The organism is Winogradskyella tangerina (genome assembly GCF_003260205.1).
GTDB classification, from domain to species: Bacteria; Bacteroidota; Bacteroidia; order Flavobacteriales; family Flavobacteriaceae; genus Winogradskyella; species Winogradskyella tangerina.
The window spans coordinates 142322-164698 of record NZ_QERF01000011.1 but is presented as its reverse complement, the minus strand read 5'-3'; the positions used below and the strand labels follow the sequence as shown (position 1 = coordinate 164698).

The window sequence follows — 22377 nt, the reverse complement described above, 5'->3', positions numbered from 1 at the left end:
TTATTTAATGGTGAATTTCAGTTTAGTTATTTTTCCGTCAACAACAACTTTCTCTAAAATTTCCATCCCGCGCAAACTTCTGGTTGGGATAGTTAACTTCTGAATAAACTCTTGCTTCGTATAGATCTCCACCGTATTACTCTGTTTATAAAGCTGATAAATTATAGCATCGTCACTGAATATTTCACTCAGTTTTTCACGATGTTCTTTCCATGCCGTTATATTTTTATTGACATAATAATTAAGCATTAAGGCATAATCATCAGCTTCGAGTTTAATAATCCTATTTTCGTTTGAATTAAATTGTCTAACAATTGTATCTGTTTTATAGTAGGGCGATTCAACAATAAAACGCAATTCTTTTTCAGACGAACTAAATTTAAAACAACCCAATGAATCCGAAACTTCATGAATCGGTGACTCGTTAGTTTTTAAAATCTTAATGTTCAATATCACATCTTTAATAGGCTCATTTTTTATTGAATCAAAAAAGCAAAACTCATAATTATTCTTAGTAGTAATCATCGAAAATGCCAGCAAAATGCCAGGTATTAACAGCAACAACCATAAATATTTACTTAATACTTTTTTCTTTTTTGAAGTTGGAGGAGTTTGATGTTGAGATTTAAAATCGTTCCAATTTTGGTAACCTACATAGGTACACAATAAATTGAGCATATCAATTCTCGGAAGCTTTTCAGCATTGTTCTTCATGTAGGTATAGAACCATTTTTCGCTTACCCTCGCTTTTACATTATCGAATAGATCTTCCTGAAATGAAATGATTTCTTCACCTTTCCAATCTTCAATCCGTTCAGAAGCACTATTATTTTCCAAAAATTTGGCTGCAATGGCCAATTTCAGCTTTGAGAAAATATGTTGTTCTTCTGTAGTCAAAATTAATTTAAAGTATTAAAAATCAGTTGTGTAACTGTTGTAAATCATTTGCAAGTGTTTTACAAACGATTGACAAAAACCTTATTAAAGTGATCGATATGTTTGCTTTAATAACGTTTAAAAATATAAAATTATGAAGGCAATACCATTTAAAGTAATAACTAATTTCTTGATAGTAGGCGCAATCTTATTAATGAGTAATGCATGTGATGTACAGTCGAGCAAGCACGAAAAATTCAATTACAGTTATGACGATATTGAAGTCTCAGAAGCGGCTTTAGAAGATCATTATACCGAACACAATACGGAAGAATATGATCGTATTTATGAAAATTCATTTCAGACGGTTATGCAAAATCCTCTTTCTACTTTTTCTATAGATGTTGACAACGCTTCGTACACCAATTTAAGACGTTTTTTAAATCACAACGAATTACCTCCTAAAGACGCCATTCGAATTGAAGAGATGATCAATTATTTTAATTATGATTATCCTCAACCTGAAGGAGAACACCCGTTTTCGTTCACAAATGAAGTGTCTAATTGCCCTTGGAATACGGAACATAAATTGGTTCATATTGGTATTCAGGGTAAATCTTTAGACTACGAAGACTTAAAGCCTAGTAATTTGGTGTTTTTAGTAGATGCTTCCGGTTCTATGAGCTCTAGTAATAAGCTACCTCTTCTTAAAAAGAGTTTTAAATTACTCCTTAATGAACTTAAGGACGCCGACAGAGTGGCTATTGTAGCCTATGCTGGTGCGGCTGGTTTGGTACTGCCTTCAACAAAAGCTTCAGAGAAAGCCACCATAATTAATGCTTTAGATAGAATAGAATCTGGTGGCTCAACAGCAGGCGGAGAAGGTATAGAGCTTGCCTACAAAATTGCCAAAGATCATTTAATTGAAAATGGCAATAACCGTGTTGTCCTGGCCACAGATGGTGACTTTAATATTGGGACATCTTCAACTTCAGAATTGGTGAGATTAATTGAAGAAAAGCGTAAAGAAGACATATTCCTTACGATTTGTGGATTTGGAATGGGAAATTACAAAGACGGAAGGATGGAACAGATCAGTAATGCAGGCAACGGTAATTACTTTTACATTGATAATATAAAAGAGGCTAAGAAAGTATTCTCCACAGAGATGCGTGCCAATATGTTTACGATCGCGAAGGATGTAAAAATTCAGATCGAATTCAATCCGAATCAAGTGAAAGGTTATCGTCTCATCGGTTACGAAAATAGAGTAATGAAAGACGAAGACTTTAATAACGACGAAAAGGATGCTGGGGAATTAGGTGCAGGGCATACAGTTACAGCATTGTATGAAATAATTCCTGCCAATTCTGAAGAGCAAATCGCTAGTCATGATAAATTGAAATACCAAAAGACAAAAACAACGTCAGCTTCAAAAAATGATGAAATGCTTACCATAAAATTCAGATATAAAAAACCTAAAGGAGAGCGCAGTATTCTAATTACGCATACAATTTCAGATGAAGGACTAGAGTTAGCCCAAGCTTCAAATAATTTTAAATTTTCTGCGGCTGTTTCTGGATTTGGACTCCTATTAAGAGATTCAAAATTCAAAGGGAATACAACTTATGAAATGATTAGGACGTTAGCAAAACAAGGTCAAGGTGAGGATGTTAACGGGTACCGACAAGAATTTATTAATATGGTAGAAACCGCATCGCTACTAAGAGAGAAACTTTAATATGTAGCTTGAGGCACTTTTAATTTTCTTCTAAAAAGTGCCTCATTTTTTTATTTCTGAAAGCTTCAAATCATCTATTTTTGTACCAATGCAAGTACAATTATTAGATTTTATTCCTGTTGAAGCCCAATCACAGGTTGAAGCCTTACTAGCTAAAGATCATTTGGTAGTTAAGGTGAATAAAGAACGAAAGACCAAGCACGGAGATTACAGACAATTGCCCCACGGTAAGCATCAGATTACGGTTAATGCCAATTTAAATCCATATAGATTTTTAATCACCTTAATTCACGAGATCGCCCATTTTGAAGCATTCAGTAGATATGGTCGGCTCATTAAACCGCATGGTAAGGAGTGGAAAACTACCTTTCAGCATTTAATGTTACCGTTTTTAAGGCCTGAAGTTTTTCCTCTTGAATTACTTCCGCTATTGGCCAATCACTTTAAAAATCCGAAAGCATCGAGCGATACAGATACGCGACTCGCCTTAGCTTTGAAGCAATTCGACGAAGGTCCGGCTAAGACGTTTGTATTTGAAGTACCTTTGGGTCAAAGTTTCAAACTCTACAATGGTAGAATTTTTAAAAAGGGGCAAAAACGAAGAAAACGCTTTGAATGCCTCGAAGTTAAAACTGGGAAACTATATTTGTTTAACCCCAATGCGGAAGTAGAAATAATTGATTAATGAAAAATAAAAACTATTACGCCATATTAATGGCAGGCGGTGTAGGATCGAGATTTTGGCCAGTAAGTACCCAAAATTTCCCGAAGCAATTTCACGATATGTTAGGTACTGGCGATACGCTAATACAAAAAACCTTCAATCGTCTTGCGCAGTTAATTCCTGAAGAAAATATTTTTATTCTTACCAATGAGCGTTATAACGACTTGGTATTTCAACAACTACCAAGTGTCACAAAGCGCCAAGTGGTTTTAGAACCAGCAATGAGAAATACAGCACCTTGTATTTTATATGCTGCTTTAAAGATTCAAAAGGAAAATGAAAATGCTTTAATGATAGTAGCACCGAGTGATCATTGGATCGAAGATGAAGCCGCCTTTTCAAATAATGTGAAGACTGCTTTCGATTTTTGCGAGTCTAACGATGCTTTAATGACCTTAGGAATTACACCAACATTTCCAAATACGGGTTATGGTTACATTGAGTATGACGACGCAGCTTCAACTAGTGCGGAACCTATAAAATCAGTAAACCAGTTTAGAGAAAAACCAAATTATGAGACCGCAAAGTCTTTCTTAGACCAAGGTAATTTCTTATGGAATGCTGGGATTTTTATGTGGAGTGCCAAGTCTGTTATTAAGGCTTTTGAGACCAAGCAACCAGCACTTTATGAGCTGTTTAAAAGCGGTTATGCTACCTATAATACTGAAGCTGAAGAAGATTTTATCAAAGTGAATTATGCAAAGGCAGAAAATATTTCCATAGATTATGCCATAATGGAAAAGAGCGAAAATGTTTTTGTGATTCCTGCCACATTCGATTGGAACGACCTCGGAACTTGGGGTAGTCTATACGATAAGTTAGATAAAGATGTCAGTGACAACGCCGTGGTTAATTCGAGAGTTCTTGCCGAAAATGCTACAGGTAATATGATTCGCTCTAAAAAAGATAAAATTGTAGTAGTTGATGGCTTAAAAGACTACATCATAGTTGATAAAGACGAAGTTTTGCTTATCTTTCCTAAAAGTAAAGAACAGGATATTAAAAAAGTCCTCCAAAATGTGAAAGCTAATTTTGGAGAAGAATATGGTTAAGCATGAGCGAAGAAAGTAAATTCAATTTTTCTGAAGACGAACAACAACAGGTTGAAAAAGATAAAGCCGTCGAAGAAAAAAAGGAAGCCGTAAAAAAAGATGCCAAAGGCTTATTTTCAAGTATAACAAATTTTCTTAGTGAACTTCTAGATTTTAGAGACGACACAGATCGTGAAGCTACTATAGCTGCGATCAAGGCGGATATTCCGTTTAAAGGGGCGACGGCGTGGATTCTAGTTTGTTCAATAATGGTGGCTTCGGTTGGGCTAAATGCCAATTCTACAGCAGTAGTGATCGGTGCCATGTTAATATCACCTCTAATGGGTCCGATACTCGGTGTGGGGATGTCTATAGCTCTTAATGATATTGATACCTTAAAGAAGTCGCTCATCAACTTAGTCACTATGATCGTACTGAGTTTATTGACTGCTTATCTATTCTTCAGAATATTTCCAACGGCAGAAATAAAAACCAGCGAATTAGCAGGAAGAACAGCTCCCGATATTAGAGATGTTCTCATTGCATTTTTTGGCGGTTTAGCATTGATTATTGCCAGAACTAAAAAAGGAACCATTGCTTCTGTGATCTTTGGTGTGGCCATTGCAACAGCATTAATGCCGCCCCTATGTACGGCCGGATTTGGTTTGGCCAATTGGATGCGTGGTATTGAAGGTGGATTCGACGATTTTCTGGGTGCCATGAATTTATTTACCATCAATACCATATTTATTGCCTTGGCAACCTTTATAGTATTGAAATTGTTACGCTTTCCGATGCTTAAATATGCCAATTCAAAAAAGAGAAAGCGCATTGCTCAACTGGCATCTTTGGTAGCGATTGTGGTTATGATTTGGCCAACATTAAGTTTCGTAAAGTTCATTAAAGAAACACGATTAAACGCGGATTATTCAGCATTTATTGAGAAGGAAGTACGCTCTAATAACGACTTGTGGTTTCAGAGCGGAACACCGCAATGGGAAAAGAAAAAGATCACCTTGTATTTTAATGGTGAAATTACCGATGCTACCGAAACTGATCTTAGAAATGAATTGAAGCAATATCAAAATATCAAGGATTTTGAATTAGAAATTTTTGGGAATAAGAATCGAAGTATCGATAAGATTTCTGATGCCTATGATAGAGCTATTGCAGAACTCGATAAAAAAGATCTGATTATCACCGGACTCGAACAGCAGATAGAAGAATTACAAAAAACGGTTACTGGTTTAAATCAGCAATTAGAGGCCCAGAATACAACCGATGAGGTGGCCTTTTCTGTCTTGGCAAGAGATGCGAAAATACGATTTGATGACCTCTCCTATTTTAGTTATGCTAAGCTTTTAGAATCGAAGGATTTCATTAAAATAGATACCTTAACTGTGGCTAATATTGAATGGAAGGAATCGGTTAATGATAGTGTTGCTCTTGTTAAAGAGGGTGAGTTGCTGCAATGGTTAAAGCAAAAGTTAAAAACTGAAAAAATTAGTATAAAACGCAACTAATTATTGGTTCTCTTCGAGGTACATTTTGCGTACTTTTTTGAATAATTCTGATGAATACACAAAATTGGTGACCGCTTCATTTTCAGTTTTGAAAATTGTATCTTTTGAACCTTCCCATTCCTTGTAACCATCCTTCAAGAAAACGATCTTTTCACCAATTTCCATCACAGAATTCATATCATGAGAGTTAATTACTGTGGTCATTTGATATTCATCAGTTATTTCTTGAATAAGATTATCGATCACAATGGCTGTTTTAGGATCTAATCCGGAGTTAGGTTCATCACAGAATAAATACTTAGGATTGTTCACAATAGCTCTAGCAATAGCCACACGTTTTTGCATTCCACCTGAAGCTTCACTAGGCATTTTTTTGTGAGCACCATCAAGATTAACACGTTTAAGAACGAAGTTTACGCGGTCTTCCATTTCACTTTTACTCTGCTTTGTAAACATGCGCAATGGGAACATTACATTTTCGGCAATAGTCATAGAATCAAAAAGCGCACTTCCCTGAAATACCATGCCGATATCAGCTCTGAGGTCGCGTTTTTCATCTGGACTAAACTCATTAAAAATTTTGCCGTCGTACGCAATACTTCCTTCTTCGTATTCAAACAGCCCAAGTAGACATTTCAGAAATACGGTTTTTCCTGAGCCACTCTGACCAATAATAAGGTTGGTTTTTCCTTTTTCAAAAGAGGTAGTTATCCCTTTTAAAATATGAGCTTCTCCAAACGACTTATGTAAATTATTAACTTCTATCATTAGCCTAAAAGTAAACTTGTTATTAAATAATTTACCAGAATTACAACAACACTCGTCCAAACAAATGAGGTTGTACTTGCCTTTCCTACTTCAAGTGCGCCACCTTTCATGAAGTAGCCATAAAATGATGGAATTGTTGCCAGAATAAATGCAAAAACCATAGTTTTAATAAAGGCATAGGCCATATGAAATGGTATGAAATCATTCTGAACGCCTTCAATATAATCTTCAAACGTACCATATCCGCCGTAAACACAGGCTGCAAGTCCGCCCAAAATACCCAAAGACATTGAGATCGAAATTACAAAAGGATAAAGTGTAAGTGCAATAAACTTCGGAAACACCAAATAATTAATGGCATTGATTCCCATAACCTCAAGTGCATCTATTTGTTCAGTAACGCGCATTGTACCAATACTCGACGTGATAAATGAACCAACCTTACCAGCCATAATTATGGAGATAAACGTTGGTGCAAATTCTAAAATAATAGACTGTCTTGTCGCAAAACCAACTAGGTATTTCGGAATAAGTGGATTACTAATATTTAATGAAGTCTGAATTGCCACAACGCCACCCACAAAGAATGAGATAAAGGCAACAATACCTAGCGATCCTATGATTAGATCGTCAATGTCCTTTAAGATCAATGTTTTCATTACAGACCATTTGGTTGGCTTGCGAAACATGTCCTTGATCATTATAAAGTAAGTGCCAATATTATGAAGGTACTTCATCTAAGAAAATTCTAATGCTAAAGTATAAAAAATGATTAGGAATATAACGTTAATTTAAATTAAGATGGTCTAAATAATGTATTTTTGAAACTCGAATAGATTACATTAAAATCATGAAGAAATACCTTACATTAATCCTTGTATTTACGATGTTTACTTCTTGTGGTTCGCAAGAAATAGTAAGTACTTCCAATGTCAATACACAGGACCAATCGAATTCAAATTTGAAACCAAAGCTGGTTGTAGGTATCGTTGTAGATCAGATGCGATATGATTATTTAACTCGATTTGAATCAAAATTTGGAGAAGGCGGATTTAAACGCATGATGCGCGAAGGTTTTAATTGTAAAAATAACCACTTCAATTACGTGCCTACCTATACTGGGCCAGGACATGCATCAGTATACACAGGAACAACTCCGAAATACCACGGTATTATTTCAAACAATTGGTACGATAAAGATCTTAAAACATCAGTGTATTGCGCTCAAGATGATAATGTGTCTTCCGTTGGTACTGAAGGTAATGCAGGTAAAATGTCACCTCATAGAATGTTAACGATTAGCTTTGCTGATGAAAACAGATTGTTTACCCAAATGCGAGGTAAAACAATAGGTATAGCCATAAAAGATAGAGGTGCAATTCTTCCGGCAGGTCATACAGCAAATGCAGCTTATTGGTTTCATGGTATGGATGAAGGTATGTGGATCACTAGCACCTTCTACAGAGAAGATTTACCAGAATGGGTAAAAACATTTAATGCATCTCGAAGTGTAGATTCTTACTTCAAGGTTTGGGATACATTTATGCCCATTGAAAGTTACACAGAAAGTGGTAACGACCTCAATGATTTTGAACGTGGATTTACGGGTAAATCAACCGCCACATTTCCTTATGATTTGGCTAGCTTGAAATCTGAAAACGGCGGCTATGATATTTTGAAAACCACTGCTTATGGCAATAGCATGACTTTAGATTTTGCACTGGCCGCTTTAAAAGGTGAGGCATTAGGACAAGATAATGATACTGACGTATTAGCTGTGAGCTTTTCAAGTACCGATTATGTAGGACATAATTTTGGTGTGAATTCGAAGGAAGTTGAAGACACTTATATTAGACTAGATCGGGATCTTGAAACACTTTTTAATACACTCGATGATTATGTTGGAAAGGGCGAATACACTGTTTTCCTAACTGCTGATCACGGTGCAGTTAATGTTCCTGCGTATTTAGAATCTGTAAATATTCCAGCAGGATATTTAGACTATAACGATCGCAAAGAACAGTTTACTAAATTTTTATTAGACACCTACGGAACACTTGATATTGTTGAAAATGTGAGCAACAACCAGGTGTTTTTGAATAAAGCAAAATTGAAAGAACTAGGGTTAGATCTGCATGAGGTGGAGCAAGCCTTTGTTGATGAGCAAATTAGTTATAAAAACATTGCAAAGGTCTATACGGCCACAACAATGAATAGTACAAATTTCACTACAGGTATTGAGGCTTTACTTCAAAATGGATTTAATCAAAAGCGATCTGGAGATGTGATCGTTGTTGACGATATCGCCCATATAGCCTACAGTAGAAAGGGGAGTACACATGGTAGTGGACTTAATTACGATACGCACGTGCCACTTCTGTTTTTTGGCGCTGGTATTAAACATGGTGAAACTTTTGAGAAAACGGTAATACCAGATATTGCCCCAACCATTTCGGCTTTATTAGGTATCAGTTTTCCGAATGGTGCAACAGGTCAACCACTAGGGTTTGTGATAGATTAGATTTTACTTATTACAGTTGGTGCGTTTTGCTAAAACTTCCAACTAAATCCAAGCATGGCATAACGTCTTAACGTTCTGTTTTGAATATCGCGTCTGAAATTTTGAGAAATAATTCTATTCACATCAATATTCTGATCGAAAATATCAAAGAGGTGAAGAAAAATTGTGCCACGGTCTTTCATAACTGGATAAAGTATGGTTGAATTCCAGCGCCAGAAGTTATTCTGAAAACCTTCAATACTTGGGTTGAAAACATACTCAAGGCTATTTTTCCATTCGAAAGGTTTAGGCAAGTATGTGTTAAATCCTATATTCAGGGCATGAATATTAAAGGCAATATTTTCAAAATTATTAATACTATAATTTGTATTGGATGCGGTGAAATTATAGTTGACACTTAGGTCTAAAAGGTCTTCAGATTTTAGCTCTACATTCAGCCCAGGAGTTAATGATCTTATCTGACTTGAATATTTCTCAGTGTTAAAATAATTTATAACACGGCGGATTTGAAAATAATTACTGAAGTTAATTTTTAAACTACTTCTTGAAGAAATATTGAAGGTTTTCAGATGGCTAAGGCTAAGTGAGATATTGTAATTTCCATTGACGTTTGTAAAACTTGTTTCTTGGACCAGGTCATCGCTAATTTGTACTTGAGGTATGATCTTATCCTGAATGAAATTTGCAGTTAAATGCATGAAAAATGAACGTCGTTTCTGAAAATTAAAAGAACTATAACCGATATAAAGTCTATGATTGTTTGTAGGGTTTAAAGACGGAATTCCTGTAATTATATTTAGTTGATCAGATACATCTTGAAAGGGCCTTAATTGATTTAAATTTGGTGGAATATTTCTTAATCCGTAGTTGAGGTTGATCGATTGCTGCGAATTAAGTCTATAGTTGAAATCAGTTTTGAATTCATAGCTATTCAATTGTTGAGATATGCTTAAATTGGGTCTAAACGAGTCTGTATTATCCAAATTCCTTAAAAGATAGCTGCCGCCAAAATTAAGTCGCCACTTGTTATATTTTAGTCTAATATTAAAACCTGAACTGAACAAGTGATTATCGTACCGGAAATTGGTACTTAGCGTTTCGTTTAAGATTGAAAATTCACTCGTCAACTCATCCTTTTCGAATGTTAATCTTTTGTTGGTAGTCTTATCATTGATATACACTAGGGATAAATCGAATAAAAAACGCTTATCTCTTATAGGAATTCTAATTTGATTAGAAATACGTAGTGGGCCTTCATTCAAATCTTCAGAAATAAATTGATCCCTAGAGATGGATTCTTCTTCATTATCGATGAACTGAAGTAAAGAATTTTCAAATTGCTTTGAATCGGTGCGTTTGATAGCTTTTGAAATACTAATATTGGCAAAAGCACCTTTACGACCAATTCGCTTTGTTAATTCAATCCGTGCATTGAAATTTTTAAGACTACTATTACTTAATTCTGAAGATTCTAATTCATTAATTAAAATACCATTACTATCAATAGAATTTTCAAAGCTAGACTTGTTGAAATCGGTTTTACTATGAGAAAAATCAATTGTAACATTGGCAAGAATCGTTTGGTTTATTTTATAATCGATATTGGTATTGCTAATATGATTGTCTAATCTGTTGGTAAGTCTAGACTGCGATTTACTTGTGAAACTATTATCTGGAATAAAGTTTAATTGATCAATAGAGTTGGTGTTGTCTAAATGACTTTTATTATAAAAATATGAACTATAAACATCGAGGTTAGTTTGAAATTGCTCAGAATAATTAAGGCCATAATTTTGTGATTTTAGTAGCCCTTTTATCGTAGAATTTGGGTTTAGCGCTTCCTGTTCGCTGTTGTCGTTAAAGCTAAAGTTGGGCGAATTTATATTATTACTGCTGTTTACAAGACTAAGTTTTCTACCTTTATTAAACATGTTGATCATACTGGCAAGTTCATAATTATTTTGTGTTCCTGCCCCTGATTTAATACGACCAAAGAGTGATTGTTTTTTTTCAGCTTTAAAGCTGAGATTAATTGTTTTGGTATCAGAACTACCCTCATCTCCAACAAACTCTTCAACCTTGGTTTTGGTATTCAAAACTTGGATCTTATCGATCATATCTATATTGATATTCTTTGTGGTGATCGTTGGGTCGGAAGCGAAAAAGGGTTTGCCGTCAATTAGAATTTTATCTACCAATTTACCATTAATGATAACTTGGCCTTTAGGATTGACATTCACTCCGGGTAATTTTTTCAAAAGGTCTTCAACAACATCATTGCGTTTAGGATTAAATGAAGCAACATTGTATTCGATCGTATCATTCTTAATTATTACTGGTGCGGTCGAGCTTATTGATACTTCATCTAACATTTGAGAACTAATATCTAATTCGATAGTTTTTAGGTCAGTTTTTTGGTTTGAAATTTTAATAGGATACTCAAAGGTTTTAAATCCAATGCATGAGATGTATAGAATAAGTTCGTCTTTAATAGCGTCACCATAAATTTTGAAGTTGCCTTTTTGGTCTGAAATTGAGTAAGTGATTAAGCTGCTGTCTGATGCTTTCTTAATGTAGATGGTGGCAGATTCAATGGGCTGTTGATTGTCTTTGGAAAGAACTCTTCCTGATATTTCAAAGGTGTTAGTTTGAGCAGATATTTTTGTAGTGATTGAAATTGAAACTACAAAAATTAGGAGTGATAGTATTTTTAAGTAAGACCACATAGTTAGAAAAAAGAGTCAGGTCAAGAAAACATGCCTGACTCTTTTCAAAAAATTCTAATTACTTCCACTACTTTGCTGACCGCATTCACCATCAGCAAAACAATTTGCAATACTATACCAAGTAACAGCGTCACAAGATTGTCCGAAGTTGAAGCACTGCGCCTCATTTGTCATACCAGATTCAGTGATAATAGTTCCTGCAGCTCTTTGGAAACGGCAGGTCATCCAACCACCTTCATAACCTTCTTTATAAATGAGACTAATTGCAGGGTTGTTCATAATATCATCCCATGCATTTTGAGCCTGTGATAGCGAACGACTACCATCAGTACAACCGTTGCTTCTTCCCATTTGGAATTCAGTAAGTGGATTAATTCCACCGCCACCAGTGCCACCACCAGTTCCGAGACCACTTCCTCCTTTGTCTTGTTGAAGTTGACAAAAAGCAGATACTGAGAAACACATAAATAAAACAACAAATAAATTTTTCATAATAATAGATTTTAAAATTTAAGTTCTGTAAACGTTTTAAGACAGTTACAGCTTCTGTCTGTTGATTTCGCGAAAATGTTTTTTTACTGCATTAGTGTTTTACTAATACATCATAAATGTCTATAAAAAAGCAGGGCTACACCATAGTGAATTCAAAAGTGCGGTACCTTATTTCAAATTCGTATTTAATTGGAATCAGATAGATTTGGGCATAAAAAAACCTCTCGATTATTCGAGAGGTTTTTTTTAGTATTAAGAGTTTATTGTTAGTTCAAAAAGTCTGTAAAATTTAATTGAGGGTAATCAGTATATGGACAGCTTGTGTTTGTTCTAAACGGTCTAACCACAATGATATTTCCTAACGTTGAAGGCCTAACGCGACTATGACTTACATTGCATAATGATCGATGCGTGAATGCATAATTATTGTTGCTATCAGTCAGAGGATGTGCCGTGCTTGTATAAGTGCCTGGAAGACCCCATCCACCGAGTGTCATTGTATTTAGTCCGTTAGGTAAATAATACTCTAAGCAATCGTCATTTAATAAATAATCTACGTAATTATTAAATAAGACGTCGTCATCTAAGATGAGGTCTCCACCATCAATAATTGGAGCCGGACGACCACTTGGTTTACCAACATCACAAGGTGATGATCCATCACCACTTGTATAGTGATAATGAAAAAGGAATTCTGTTTTAAAAGTATTCCTAAAGTGATCGTATGGTGCATGATCACCAATGAGATCCTCAAGTGCTACCACATCAATTCCATCTGTGAAATCGAATTCTTCTTCAAATTGACGTCTCGCATTGGTATCTCTAAATAGTACTTGTGCCGTTAAGTAAGACACCCATTGCATTTTAAGTTCTAAATCTTCAATTTCATCAATAGTTCTAAAACTATCGGTTTGCTGATCAGAATCCTTTGTGTTTGAGATTTTAGATTCAAGACCTTCAATAAATTCTACTTCCGTAGATTCTTCATTGATGTCATTTGTGCTACAACAGTAAATTACTGTTGCAACCAGTAAGATTAAAAGAAATTTAATTTTAGTCATAACAAATTTAGATTTTAAATTATTAGAATTTTTGAGCAAGGTAAATACAACCAATGTCTAAAATCTATTATTATCAATTTTGATTCATATTTGATATTTGTAATTTCAAATTCGCAACAAAAAAGATATTTATATCAAAAGATTTTATCGATAACGTAGTCTTTTCTTCTGCTCGAAACAGGAACTTTAACTCTAGAGTTCATTAGTAGAAACCCTTGTTTATTATAACGAGTTACATGTTTTTTGTTTACTAAATAAGATTGATGGCAGCGAATAAATATATCTTCAGAAAGTAACTCCAATATTTTTTTTAGTGGTTTTGATATCAAGATTTTTTCAGACTGCTGGGTATAAAAAGTAGTGTAATTTCCATCAGATTTGCAATGGCTAATATCATCTTCATATACGACATAAACATTTTCAAGTGTTTTTAAAACAATACGCTTTTTGGTTACACCTTGAAAGTACTCACTTGAAATTTCAACCAATTTTTCTAGGTTAACATTTTCTTTCGAGTTTTCAATGGCTTTGGTAACAGCTTTAATAAATTCCTCGTCGTCAATAGGTTTTAATATGTAGTCTAAGGCGCCAACTTTAATGGCTTTAATAGCGTGATTATCAAAACCTGTTACAAAAATCACATCGAAGGATTTGTCGCTGATACTATTAAGTATATCAAATCCGGTTCCGTCTTGAAGGTTAATATCTAAGAATACGAGGTTTGGTTTCTTTTCCTCTATAAGCGAAATTGCTTTGGAAACACTATCTGCCTCTCCAACAATATCTATCTCAGTGCTAAAATGCTCACTTAATTTTTCTTTAATTTCTTGTCTTATGTAAGCCTCATCATCTATTAATATTGCTCTTACCATCTTCTCATTATTTAAAGGGGATTAAAAACTCTACTAACACGCCCGACGTGTTGGGATCAATATCTTTTTTATTGGTTACTCTTAAGTCTTGTTTTGTTGTTTTTTTAAGGAATCTCGAAATTAATTTTACAGAAACCGAATTTTTAAGTTTCGAATTTGAATTGTTTATACCAACGCCATTATCTTCAATTTTACAAGATATCCATTTATCATCTAAGCTCAAATTAATGCGTAATTGACCTTTGTAATTTAAATCTAAAAACCCGTGTTCAATACTGTTTTCGACGAAAGGTTGAATAAGCATAGGCGGAATTAAAAATTCACTTTCGTCTTCAATATTTGCTAATTCTATATGGTATTCAAACTTGTTAGGGAACCGAAATAATTGAAGGTCTAAGTACTTTCGTAACGATTCGATTTCATCTTCTAATTCTACATAATCACTAAGACTGTTTTCTAAAATTAACCGCAATAGTCTAGAAAATTTAATGAGATAATTAACAGCATCATCCTTATTTTCTTTTACTTGATTCTGAATAACAGATAAAGTATTAAAGATAAAGTGCGGATTCATCTGAGAGCGCAGAAGTCGCTGTTGCATTTGAAGACTTTCGCGTTCAAACTTGAATTGCCTTTGCCTGTAATACAGATATCCTGAAAGGACAAGAAGGGCTAAAACGCCCAAAGCAGCCCAAAGTTTAAGATTATTAATCCGAGCAGTATTCCTTTCATTGAGTGCTTTTTGTTCGCTAGCATTGGCAAGCTTTAGATCAAAAAGTTCTTGATTTATTCTTTTCTCGTATTGCTGGTTGCTGATTTTTATCAATGACTTGAATTGATTAGCTAAATTTTCCTTGTCAGAATTAGTCTTTTCATTAAGATTGAGTAGAAGACTATAAAAGAAATTTAATGTAGATGTCGGCGAATTAGGCGTGATATAAACTTTAGCTGAATCTAAATGCTTTTTTGCTTTGTCATATTCTTTTACATCAATATAAGCTTCAGCTATATTACTGTATGCTTCAAGTAAATTGTTATCACGATTAACTTCAACTTCTTTTGCCAAGGACAACGAGCGTTTGTAAAAATTAATGGCTTCATTAAGATTGGCGTCGTAATAATGTGCTATACCGGTATTTCTATATAGCTGATATTTTGCAGCATCACTTGCATCAATTGTATCTAGGCTATCAAGTAATATAAGTGCCTCTTTTGGTTTATAATAATCTCGCGCTAGAATGTATGCGCTATGACTTTTAGTAACGACGTACATACTTAAATCATCTGCTAAAAGCGCAGCGTTACTAGCTAGGTTACTATACTCTAATTCTTTCTTAGAGTTTCCCAGATCATAGTATAATCTCTGCAAAGTATTATATGCAAATTGAACATCACCTTGTCGTTTTTCTGGGTCAGTGATTTCTATGAATTTTAATATTGTTGCTATGGCATTTTTATAATTTCTTAATGCTTCATCAGTTTCCCAGGTGTTTCTAAAGTATACTAAATTCCTAGCTCTGTTATTGGGTGCTTCAATACGGTCAGTTACAAGATGGTAATAATAAGATGCTGAATCTAATTCATTAATTTTTTTAAAATAGCGTCCTTTTCTGAAGATGTTTTCAGTTATCAAAGTGTCTGGGATATTAACGCCTTTATCAATGATATCCTGTGCTTCTTTAATGTAGGTAAGTGTAGAATCATTAACATTATTCTTCGCTTTTTCCTGTAAATAAATAATTCTTGAAATTTCATTATCAACGTTACAACTGCAACAAAATAATAAACAAATGAAAGTAAGAATGGTTAGAAAATGCCGCATAAAAATCGACCAAAAAATTAATGGTTAGCTAGAAACAATATAAACAAATATACGGTTACTTTTAGCAGGTTGAAATAGTATTTATTTCAACGGTCGCTAAAAGCATTAGATCATTTATATTCAAATACTTAAGGTATCGAAAAATAAGGCCAGAAAGGTTAGTGTTTTGTGAGGTTCAATGTGGTAGCCGAAAGTAAGTAGGTGATATTTAGGTGGTTGTAGTTCATTCTTATAACTAGGATATACACCTCATTATTAGAAATCCTACTTTAAAGAATATGATATGAGTAAAAAAAAGAACTACCTCGATAAAAGGTAGTTCAATAGTTGATGGTTAACTAAGTGTTGATCCACAAGTCACAACTGTAGCCCAACATCCACCGTCGCTATTCGAAGTATATACTGGGCAAGGAATATGGTAATCATAGTCGTAAGTACATTCTTCTTCCTCTCTTGCATGTTTTATTGGTTCTGATCCTCCAAAAATGCTCTTTTGTTCAATACGGTTTAGGGCTTTCCCTAAGTTTTTAAAATTGTTCATAATTAATACTATTAAATGTTAAATTTTCTTGGTCTTTTTAGGACACCCAAGACCTGTGTCCATCTTGCGCAATGATTTTTTTCTATTTAAATAAGTTTCTTAATTGATAAAATAATCGGTCTATGAGCCTTAGATCTTCGGTTATTATTTCAGCCGAGGCACGCATTTCATGCTTAAATTCAATCTTTTTATTATATGATGTTATAAGATTACTAGGTAGGCTAACTGATATATTGTAAAATCCATTTTCATCAGGTAATATCGGTATGGACTCAACCTCGCCTTCTATTGTTCCGAATTCATTTTCGGGGTAATTTTCTAGCTTGATAATAACCTTCTGATGATGTTTGATTTTACCAAAATTTTGAGAAGGTGTTTTCAACTTTCCGATGAACCTTGAGTTTTTTTCAGGAATAATAGTGAACATAAGCTCGCCTTGACTCACGTTTTGGTGTGCCGCCCATGTTTTTGAAAATGCTACTTTTCCATCTATATCAGACCGTAAGGTGTATTTAGTATTCCATTCTTGAAGGGCTCGTTTTAGTTGGTTAAAGGATTGGAGTACGTTTTTCAATAAGCGTATTTCTTCCTTACTCTTCTTAATCTGCGTACTACGCTTATTAGTTTTGGCGGCATTTATAGACTCAACTAATTGAGATATTGAAGCATCCATATTAGCATAGTTGCGCTGAGCCTGCAAAAAAGCCAATTCAGAGGTTTCTAAAATCTGCTTGGCAATTACGCCTTTGTCGTAAAGTTGCCTTTGTCGCTCTAAATCATTTCTTTGATACTCTAATTCGGCTTTATTAATATTTTTTTGAGATCGAAGTGTATTTAATCTAGAATACAACTGTTGAATTGAAAAATTATTTCCTAACTGTTCATTACTTATGGGCTGATGCGTTTTATTGATTTGATATTCAATGTAGCTGTTTTCAAAAAGGGCATATTCTGAATCTATTTCTCCTAAGAACAGAATAGGCAATTCATTAATAGGAAAACTAAAGGTTTTGTTATTCGGTTTGATGGTGTCGATAATGGACCCAAGCAGTTTAATATGATGAAAATTAGCGGTGTTCTCAAGTAGAGCAATAACCTCATTTTCTTGAACACTTTGATTTTCTTTTATAAATAGAGTATCAATTTTCCCGGTTATCCTAGCGATATTCTTTTGGGGTGGAAAACTCGTCGTGACTATGGCTTGAGATGCAATGATATCCGGATATTTTATAAACCAAGACAGCCCAATCAATAATAGGATAAATGAAAAAATTAGCAGATTTCCATATCTAATTATGCGGTTAGGTACAGCATTCAATAACTCTTGCACATGTTCGCTACGGAGTACTATTCTTTCATCATTTGCTTCCATTGACACTGGGTTTAGTCTATTTATAATTGAGGTTTAAATGGCCTTTTCTAGGTTTAAGAATAAAATAAGAGGGAGCTCAGCTCCCTCTTAGAGTCTTTTTATTCGTAAAAACATTCACCGTCTCTACAAACACCTTTAACAAATACAGGATTTCCTGGATTATGTGCGGTTTCTAATGGGTTATAATTTGGGTTTGGCATATTGTCGCACATTCCTTCAATACACTCAAATCCTTCACCTGGGTAACGCTTAAGAGTATCACCGCCTAGTACATTTTTTTGTTCTACTTTGCTTAAAGTTTTTCCTAAATTTTTTAAATTTTTCATAATTACTTGTTTTAAAAATTAAATTAGCCTTGGTCGTTTAAAGACACCCAAGGGTTGTGTCTATTCTTCGCGATTGAATATTTTTATTTCCCTAATTCTAGCTGGTTCTTTACCAGGTTGAAATAGTTGGCTTTATTTTTTATGAGTTGATCATGATTGCCGATCTCTACGATCTTTCCATCTTCTAGAACCACAATCTGGTGGGCGTTTTTTACGGTGCTTAATCGGTGGGCAATAACCAGCACGGTTTTTTCCCTAAAAACATTATCAAGGTTTTCCATTATTATTTTTTCGTTATTAGCATCTAGAGCTGATGTTGCTTCGTCAAAGAATAAGAACTTTGGGTTTTTGTAAATTGCTCTAGCGATAAGTAGGCGCTGTTTTTGTCCGGTACTTAGACCATGTCCCTCACTTCCAATTTTGGTGTTATAATGCCGCGGTAATTGGTTTATAAAATCTGAAATGTTAGCCATTTTAATGGCGTAATTAAGGCGGTCAATGTCTATTATGTCTTCACCTACGGCTATATTCTGAGCAATAGTATCATTAAAGATGAATCCTTCTTGCATAACTACACCGCAGTTGTCGCGCCAGATTTTTTGAGAGATATTGTTGATGTTGAAATTCTTTATTAAAATCTCACCTTTATCAATGTCATAGAACCGTAATAGCAATTTCATAAGTGTTGTTTTACCGCTACCACTTGTGCCAACAATTGCCGTGATTTTATTTGCCGGGATTCGAAGTGAAAGATCTTTGATTACGGGCTCGAGAGCTCCAGAATATCTGAAAGAAATGTTGTTAACCACTATATCCGACTCCTCAGGTATATTGTAAACTTTAGATGCGCTTTGGTCTTCTTCATCTTTCATGTTATGGATTTCTCCTAAACGTTCTAATGAAATTTTTGCATCCTGAAATTGACGTAAAAACCCAATAAGTTGAATGATCGGGCCGTTGAGTTGACCAACCATATAGCTAATGGCCATCATCATACCGAGGGTGATGTTTCCTTCAATAACTAGAGTTGCAGAAAGGATGGTAATAAATATGTTTTTGAGCTCATTAATTAGGCTCGATCCTACACTTTGTGTTTGCTCTAAGGCTAAATTCTTGACCGCTATTTTAAAGAGTTTAGCTTGAACATATTCCCAGTTCCATCGCATACGACGCTCGGCGTTGTGAAGTTTAATTTCTTGCATGCCGTTGATGAGTTCTATAACCTTACTTTGCTCATCACTAACCTGCGAGAAGCGCTTGTAATCAAGTTCTTTTCGTTTTTTGAAAAAGAATATTACCCACACGACATAAATTACGCTGCCTAACAAAAACACACCGAAAATTTGTGCGCTATAGTACACTAGGACGCAGCTGAAAATTATGAAGTTGAACAATGAAAAAATTATGGTTAAGGACGATGTGGTTAAAATTTGTTCAATACGTTTATGATCATTAATTCGCTGCATCAGATCACCCGTCATACGCACATCGAAGTAGGATATAGGTAAGTTCATCAGTTTTATAAAAAAGTCTGATATGAGTGAAATATTGATGCGTGTGCTAAGGTGTAAAAGAATCCAACTTCGAATAATTTCTAACGAGGCTTTCCCAATAAATAAGGCGAGTTGGGCAAATAGGATGAGGTAAACAAAGTTTAAGTCCTGATTCTGAATACCAATATCTACTATACTTTGAGTTAGAAAAGGTAAGATGAGTTGTAATAGACTTCCAGCAATTAATCCGATGATCAATTGAAGAATAAATCGTTTGTATTTAATCAGATATTTCAGGATAAAACTAAATCCAAACGTTTCATTATTTTCAAATTCGTTTTGATAGAATTTAGGTGTTGGTTCTAACAAAAGTGCAATTCCATCTTGTGTATTTTCATCTGCATTAGAACCTATCCATGACCTAATGAATTCATCTTTCTTGTAGGTTAAAAGTCCATGTGCAGGATCTGAAATATAAACGGTGTCGTTCTTAATTTTGTAGGCTACAACATAATGCTCATTGTTCCAGTGGAGAATGCACGGTAAAGGCGCTTCCTTAAGTTTTTTATATGAAAGTTTTATGCCTAATGATCTAAATCCAATAGACTCTGCAGCATCGCTTAAGCACATTAAATTGCTACCTAATCGTGTGGTCTCACTGAGTTCTCTCAATTCCTGAGTATTAATTGTCTTGCCATAATGCTTAGCAATTATTTTTATACAGGTAGGGCCACAATCTTTAGCTTCTGTTTGTCGATATGTAGGAAACTTTGTTTTCAAGTGTATTGGTTCATGTTTGACATAAAGTGTCTATAAGTGAATGCTAGTAGAATTCATTTATAACTGAAATGGTTTATGTTCTTAAGTGTTATTTAAACTTTTGCCAGAGGTATTTGCCAGTGTTGATTTTTATGATCCTCTAGTAGTTCTTCCATAAAATGCATGAGATCTTTTCGTTCATACATTTTAGGATAGGAATGGCCATTGACCAATATTTCTGGTGTGAAGTTGATGTTGTTTTGCTGACACCATTGCGCTTCGTTTTGCAAAATATGTTTGTAATTTTCAGGACTATCGGCCTCATTCCATTTATTAAACCAGTCTTTTATAGTGTGGTTTCCGTAGATGTCGTCTAATGCTTCTCTGCAGGCTTCGGGTGAGTAGGTATGATATATTTCTAGAAGTCGCAATGCAATTTTTACTGCTGAATTATTATAGTCTACAGATTGAATATTAAATCTTATAGTGATCTTCAATTCGTTATTAAATTGCTTTAGCGCCTGATTTAAAATTTGGTGAGTTGTTTTGCAATACCCACATAAAGGATTGGTTATTAGTATTAAGTGAAATTGACTCGTTGGGTTTCCATAGACAATTTCATTTATGCCTGGGATCTGCGTTGGTAGTGTTGGGGATTTTAATAATTGATCATTGAAGAGCCCAAAATTTCTCTTAAACTTAAAGTATTTGATCTTTATTTGATTGAGTTCTTCCTTCTCCCTATAGATTTTTGAAAATACTAACCAAGTTAATGCCGTAATGGAAAATGAGAATAGGGCTATTAAGATGTGGTTTACGTTGAATTCTGCATTAGAACTATAAGCAAATAGTGCAGCTTGAGTCCAAAGAATTCCAACGATTCCTAAGCATAGAAAGCACCATTTCTTAATTTTTATGAATTGATAGTAAATTGAAAATATAGTCACAGGAAATCCAAGAACACTCAATAATTTTACAGAGTAGATTTCAGAATTTGAGCTTACTAAAATTAAAGACGCCAGCGTTAATCCTGCAAAAAATATGAGGCTTAAGTCACTTAATTTTAAACCTTCCACAAGTGTAGCTGCGTTTGAGTTAAGAACCGCGTTACAATCTTTCCTCTCGTCATCTCCCGAACAGAAAGCATTACCGATTTTGGTAGATTCGCCCTGTTCTTGCCTAATAATAATAGACGACAGATAGATACCGAGTATTGAAGTTGTTACAAATAAATAATCAGATACGGCTAAGTTTCCAAAAATCAGAATCGCAGTTACAGTCAACAGCGCAACAACAGACAAACCTTTAACAATGTTCTTAACAGTATTGGTTTTATTGATAATTGAAAAATCTTCAGTCTTATCTACAATTAAGACAACACCCGTAAAACATTCTAAAAAGTAATTTTCATCGACAGTTGTTTTGTCCTTAATGCCAAAATGAAGCTTGTATTGCTGTTTTGATTTCGTTACAGTTGCAAATTTCTTTTTACCATCAATTTCAACTTGAGCCAGAAACGTCTCAGGAAGTTGCTTTAAGGTTGAAGCGTTAATCGGAATATCTAGTGCTAGGTTTTCGATATTAAAATGATCGAGTACACCTGTGATAGCATGAAGGCTTGGAAATGAAGGATGACTTTTAATCTGAAAAGTCAATTCTTCAAAATCTATTAAGAGATCGTTCTTTTTTAAGAGTAATTCAACCAGATAACAAAAAGGGTCTTTCACAG

18 protein-coding genes are annotated in these 22377 nt (G+C 34.5%); 5 read left to right on the top strand and 13 right to left on the bottom strand.

What is annotated here, in order from left to right; all coding sequences use genetic code 11:
- Window positions 1-897: a hypothetical protein gene (locus DDY94_RS15735; protein ID WP_111685563.1), complete on the bottom strand. Its 897-nt coding sequence runs from the start codon at window positions 895-897 to the stop codon at window positions 1-3.
- Between the two features lie 133 nt (window positions 898-1030).
- On the opposite strand from DDY94_RS15735, the gene DDY94_RS15730 reads away from it, so the two are divergent.
- The 4 genes from DDY94_RS15730 to DDY94_RS15715 all read left to right on the top strand — a co-directional run bounded on the left by DDY94_RS15730 (window position 1031) and on the right by DDY94_RS15715 (window position 5895).
- Complete coding sequence (locus DDY94_RS15730; RefSeq protein WP_111685562.1) at window positions 1031-2617, top strand: vWA domain-containing protein; 1587 nt, start codon at window positions 1031-1033, stop codon at window positions 2615-2617.
- 88 nt (window positions 2618-2705) lie between these two features.
- A complete protein-coding gene (locus DDY94_RS15725) occupies window positions 2706-3302 on the top strand; it encodes a SprT-like domain-containing protein (RefSeq protein WP_111685561.1) in 597 nt (198 codons plus the stop codon).
- Window positions 3302-4393 (top strand): mannose-1-phosphate guanylyltransferase, encoded by a 1092-nt coding sequence (locus tag DDY94_RS15720; RefSeq protein WP_111685560.1) that lies wholly within the window; start codon window positions 3302-3304, stop codon window positions 4391-4393. The genes DDY94_RS15725 and DDY94_RS15720 overlap by 1 nt, the downstream gene beginning before the upstream one ends.
- Window positions 4394-4395: 2 nt before the next feature.
- Window positions 4396-5895 carry a DUF389 domain-containing protein gene (locus DDY94_RS15715; RefSeq protein ID WP_111685559.1) on the top strand — a complete coding sequence of 500 codons (1500 nt, stop codon included), beginning with the start codon at window positions 4396-4398 and terminating at the stop codon, window positions 5893-5895.
- On the opposite strand, the gene DDY94_RS15710 is transcribed toward DDY94_RS15715, so the two are convergent.
- Window positions 5896-6663, bottom strand: coding sequence for an ABC transporter ATP-binding protein (locus DDY94_RS15710; protein WP_111685558.1), 768 nt, complete (start codon window positions 6661-6663; stop codon window positions 5896-5898).
- Window positions 6663-7400 (bottom strand): MlaE family ABC transporter permease, encoded by a 738-nt coding sequence (locus tag DDY94_RS15705; RefSeq protein ID WP_111685557.1) that lies wholly within the window; start codon window positions 7398-7400, stop codon window positions 6663-6665. Before DDY94_RS15705 ends, DDY94_RS15710 begins: the two co-directional genes overlap by 1 nt.
- A gap of 113 nt (window positions 7401-7513) precedes the next feature.
- On the opposite strand from DDY94_RS15705, the gene pafA reads away from it, so the two are divergent.
- Window positions 7514-9184: an alkaline phosphatase PafA gene (gene pafA, locus DDY94_RS15700; protein WP_111685556.1), complete on the top strand. Its 1671-nt coding sequence runs from the start codon at window positions 7514-7516 to the stop codon at window positions 9182-9184.
- A gap of 29 nt (window positions 9185-9213) precedes the next feature.
- Here the strand turns inward: pafA and DDY94_RS15695 are convergent, their stop codons facing one another.
- The 10 genes from DDY94_RS15695 to DDY94_RS15650 all read right to left on the bottom strand — a co-directional run bounded on the left by DDY94_RS15695 (window position 9214) and on the right by DDY94_RS15650 (window position 22375).
- Window positions 9214-11910 (bottom strand): TonB-dependent receptor, encoded by a 2697-nt coding sequence (locus DDY94_RS15695; RefSeq protein ID WP_111685555.1) that lies wholly within the window; start codon window positions 11908-11910, stop codon window positions 9214-9216.
- Between the two features lie 54 nt (window positions 11911-11964).
- Entirely contained in the window at window positions 11965-12402 is a 438-nt protein-coding gene (locus DDY94_RS15690) for a hypothetical protein (protein ID WP_111685554.1), read from the bottom strand.
- A 266-nt stretch (window positions 12403-12668) separates the two neighbouring features.
- Window positions 12669-13463, bottom strand: a complete 795-nt coding sequence (locus DDY94_RS15685) for a hypothetical protein (RefSeq protein WP_157957346.1) — start codon at window positions 13461-13463, stop codon at window positions 12669-12671.
- A gap of 134 nt (window positions 13464-13597) precedes the next feature.
- Entirely contained in the window at window positions 13598-14335 is a 738-nt protein-coding gene (locus DDY94_RS15680; protein WP_111685552.1) for a LytR/AlgR family response regulator transcription factor, read from the bottom strand.
- Window positions 14336-14342: 7 nt separating this feature from the next.
- Complete coding sequence (locus DDY94_RS15675; RefSeq protein WP_111685551.1) at window positions 14343-16157, bottom strand: histidine kinase; 1815 nt, start codon at window positions 16155-16157, stop codon at window positions 14343-14345.
- Between the two features lie 334 nt (window positions 16158-16491).
- The gene (locus DDY94_RS15670; RefSeq protein ID WP_111685550.1) at window positions 16492-16698 is read right to left on the bottom strand and encodes a hypothetical protein; all 207 of its coding nucleotides are present in this window, start codon (window positions 16696-16698) and stop codon (window positions 16492-16494) included.
- 82 nt (window positions 16699-16780) lie between these two features.
- Window positions 16781-18070, bottom strand: coding sequence for an HlyD family secretion protein (locus DDY94_RS15665; RefSeq protein WP_111685549.1), 1290 nt, complete (start codon window positions 18068-18070; stop codon window positions 16781-16783).
- 98 nt (window positions 18071-18168) lie between these two features.
- The gene (locus DDY94_RS15660; protein WP_111685548.1) at window positions 18169-18396 is read right to left on the bottom strand and encodes a hypothetical protein; all 228 of its coding nucleotides are present in this window, start codon (window positions 18394-18396) and stop codon (window positions 18169-18171) included.
- Between the two features lie 83 nt (window positions 18397-18479).
- A complete protein-coding gene (locus tag DDY94_RS15655; protein WP_111685547.1) occupies window positions 18480-20669 on the bottom strand; it encodes a peptidase domain-containing ABC transporter in 2190 nt (729 codons plus the stop codon).
- A 92-nt stretch (window positions 20670-20761) separates the two neighbouring features.
- Entirely contained in the window at window positions 20762-22375 is a 1614-nt protein-coding gene (locus DDY94_RS15650; RefSeq protein WP_111685546.1) for a vitamin K epoxide reductase family protein, read from the bottom strand.
- Between the last annotated feature and the right edge of the window lie 2 nt (window positions 22376-22377).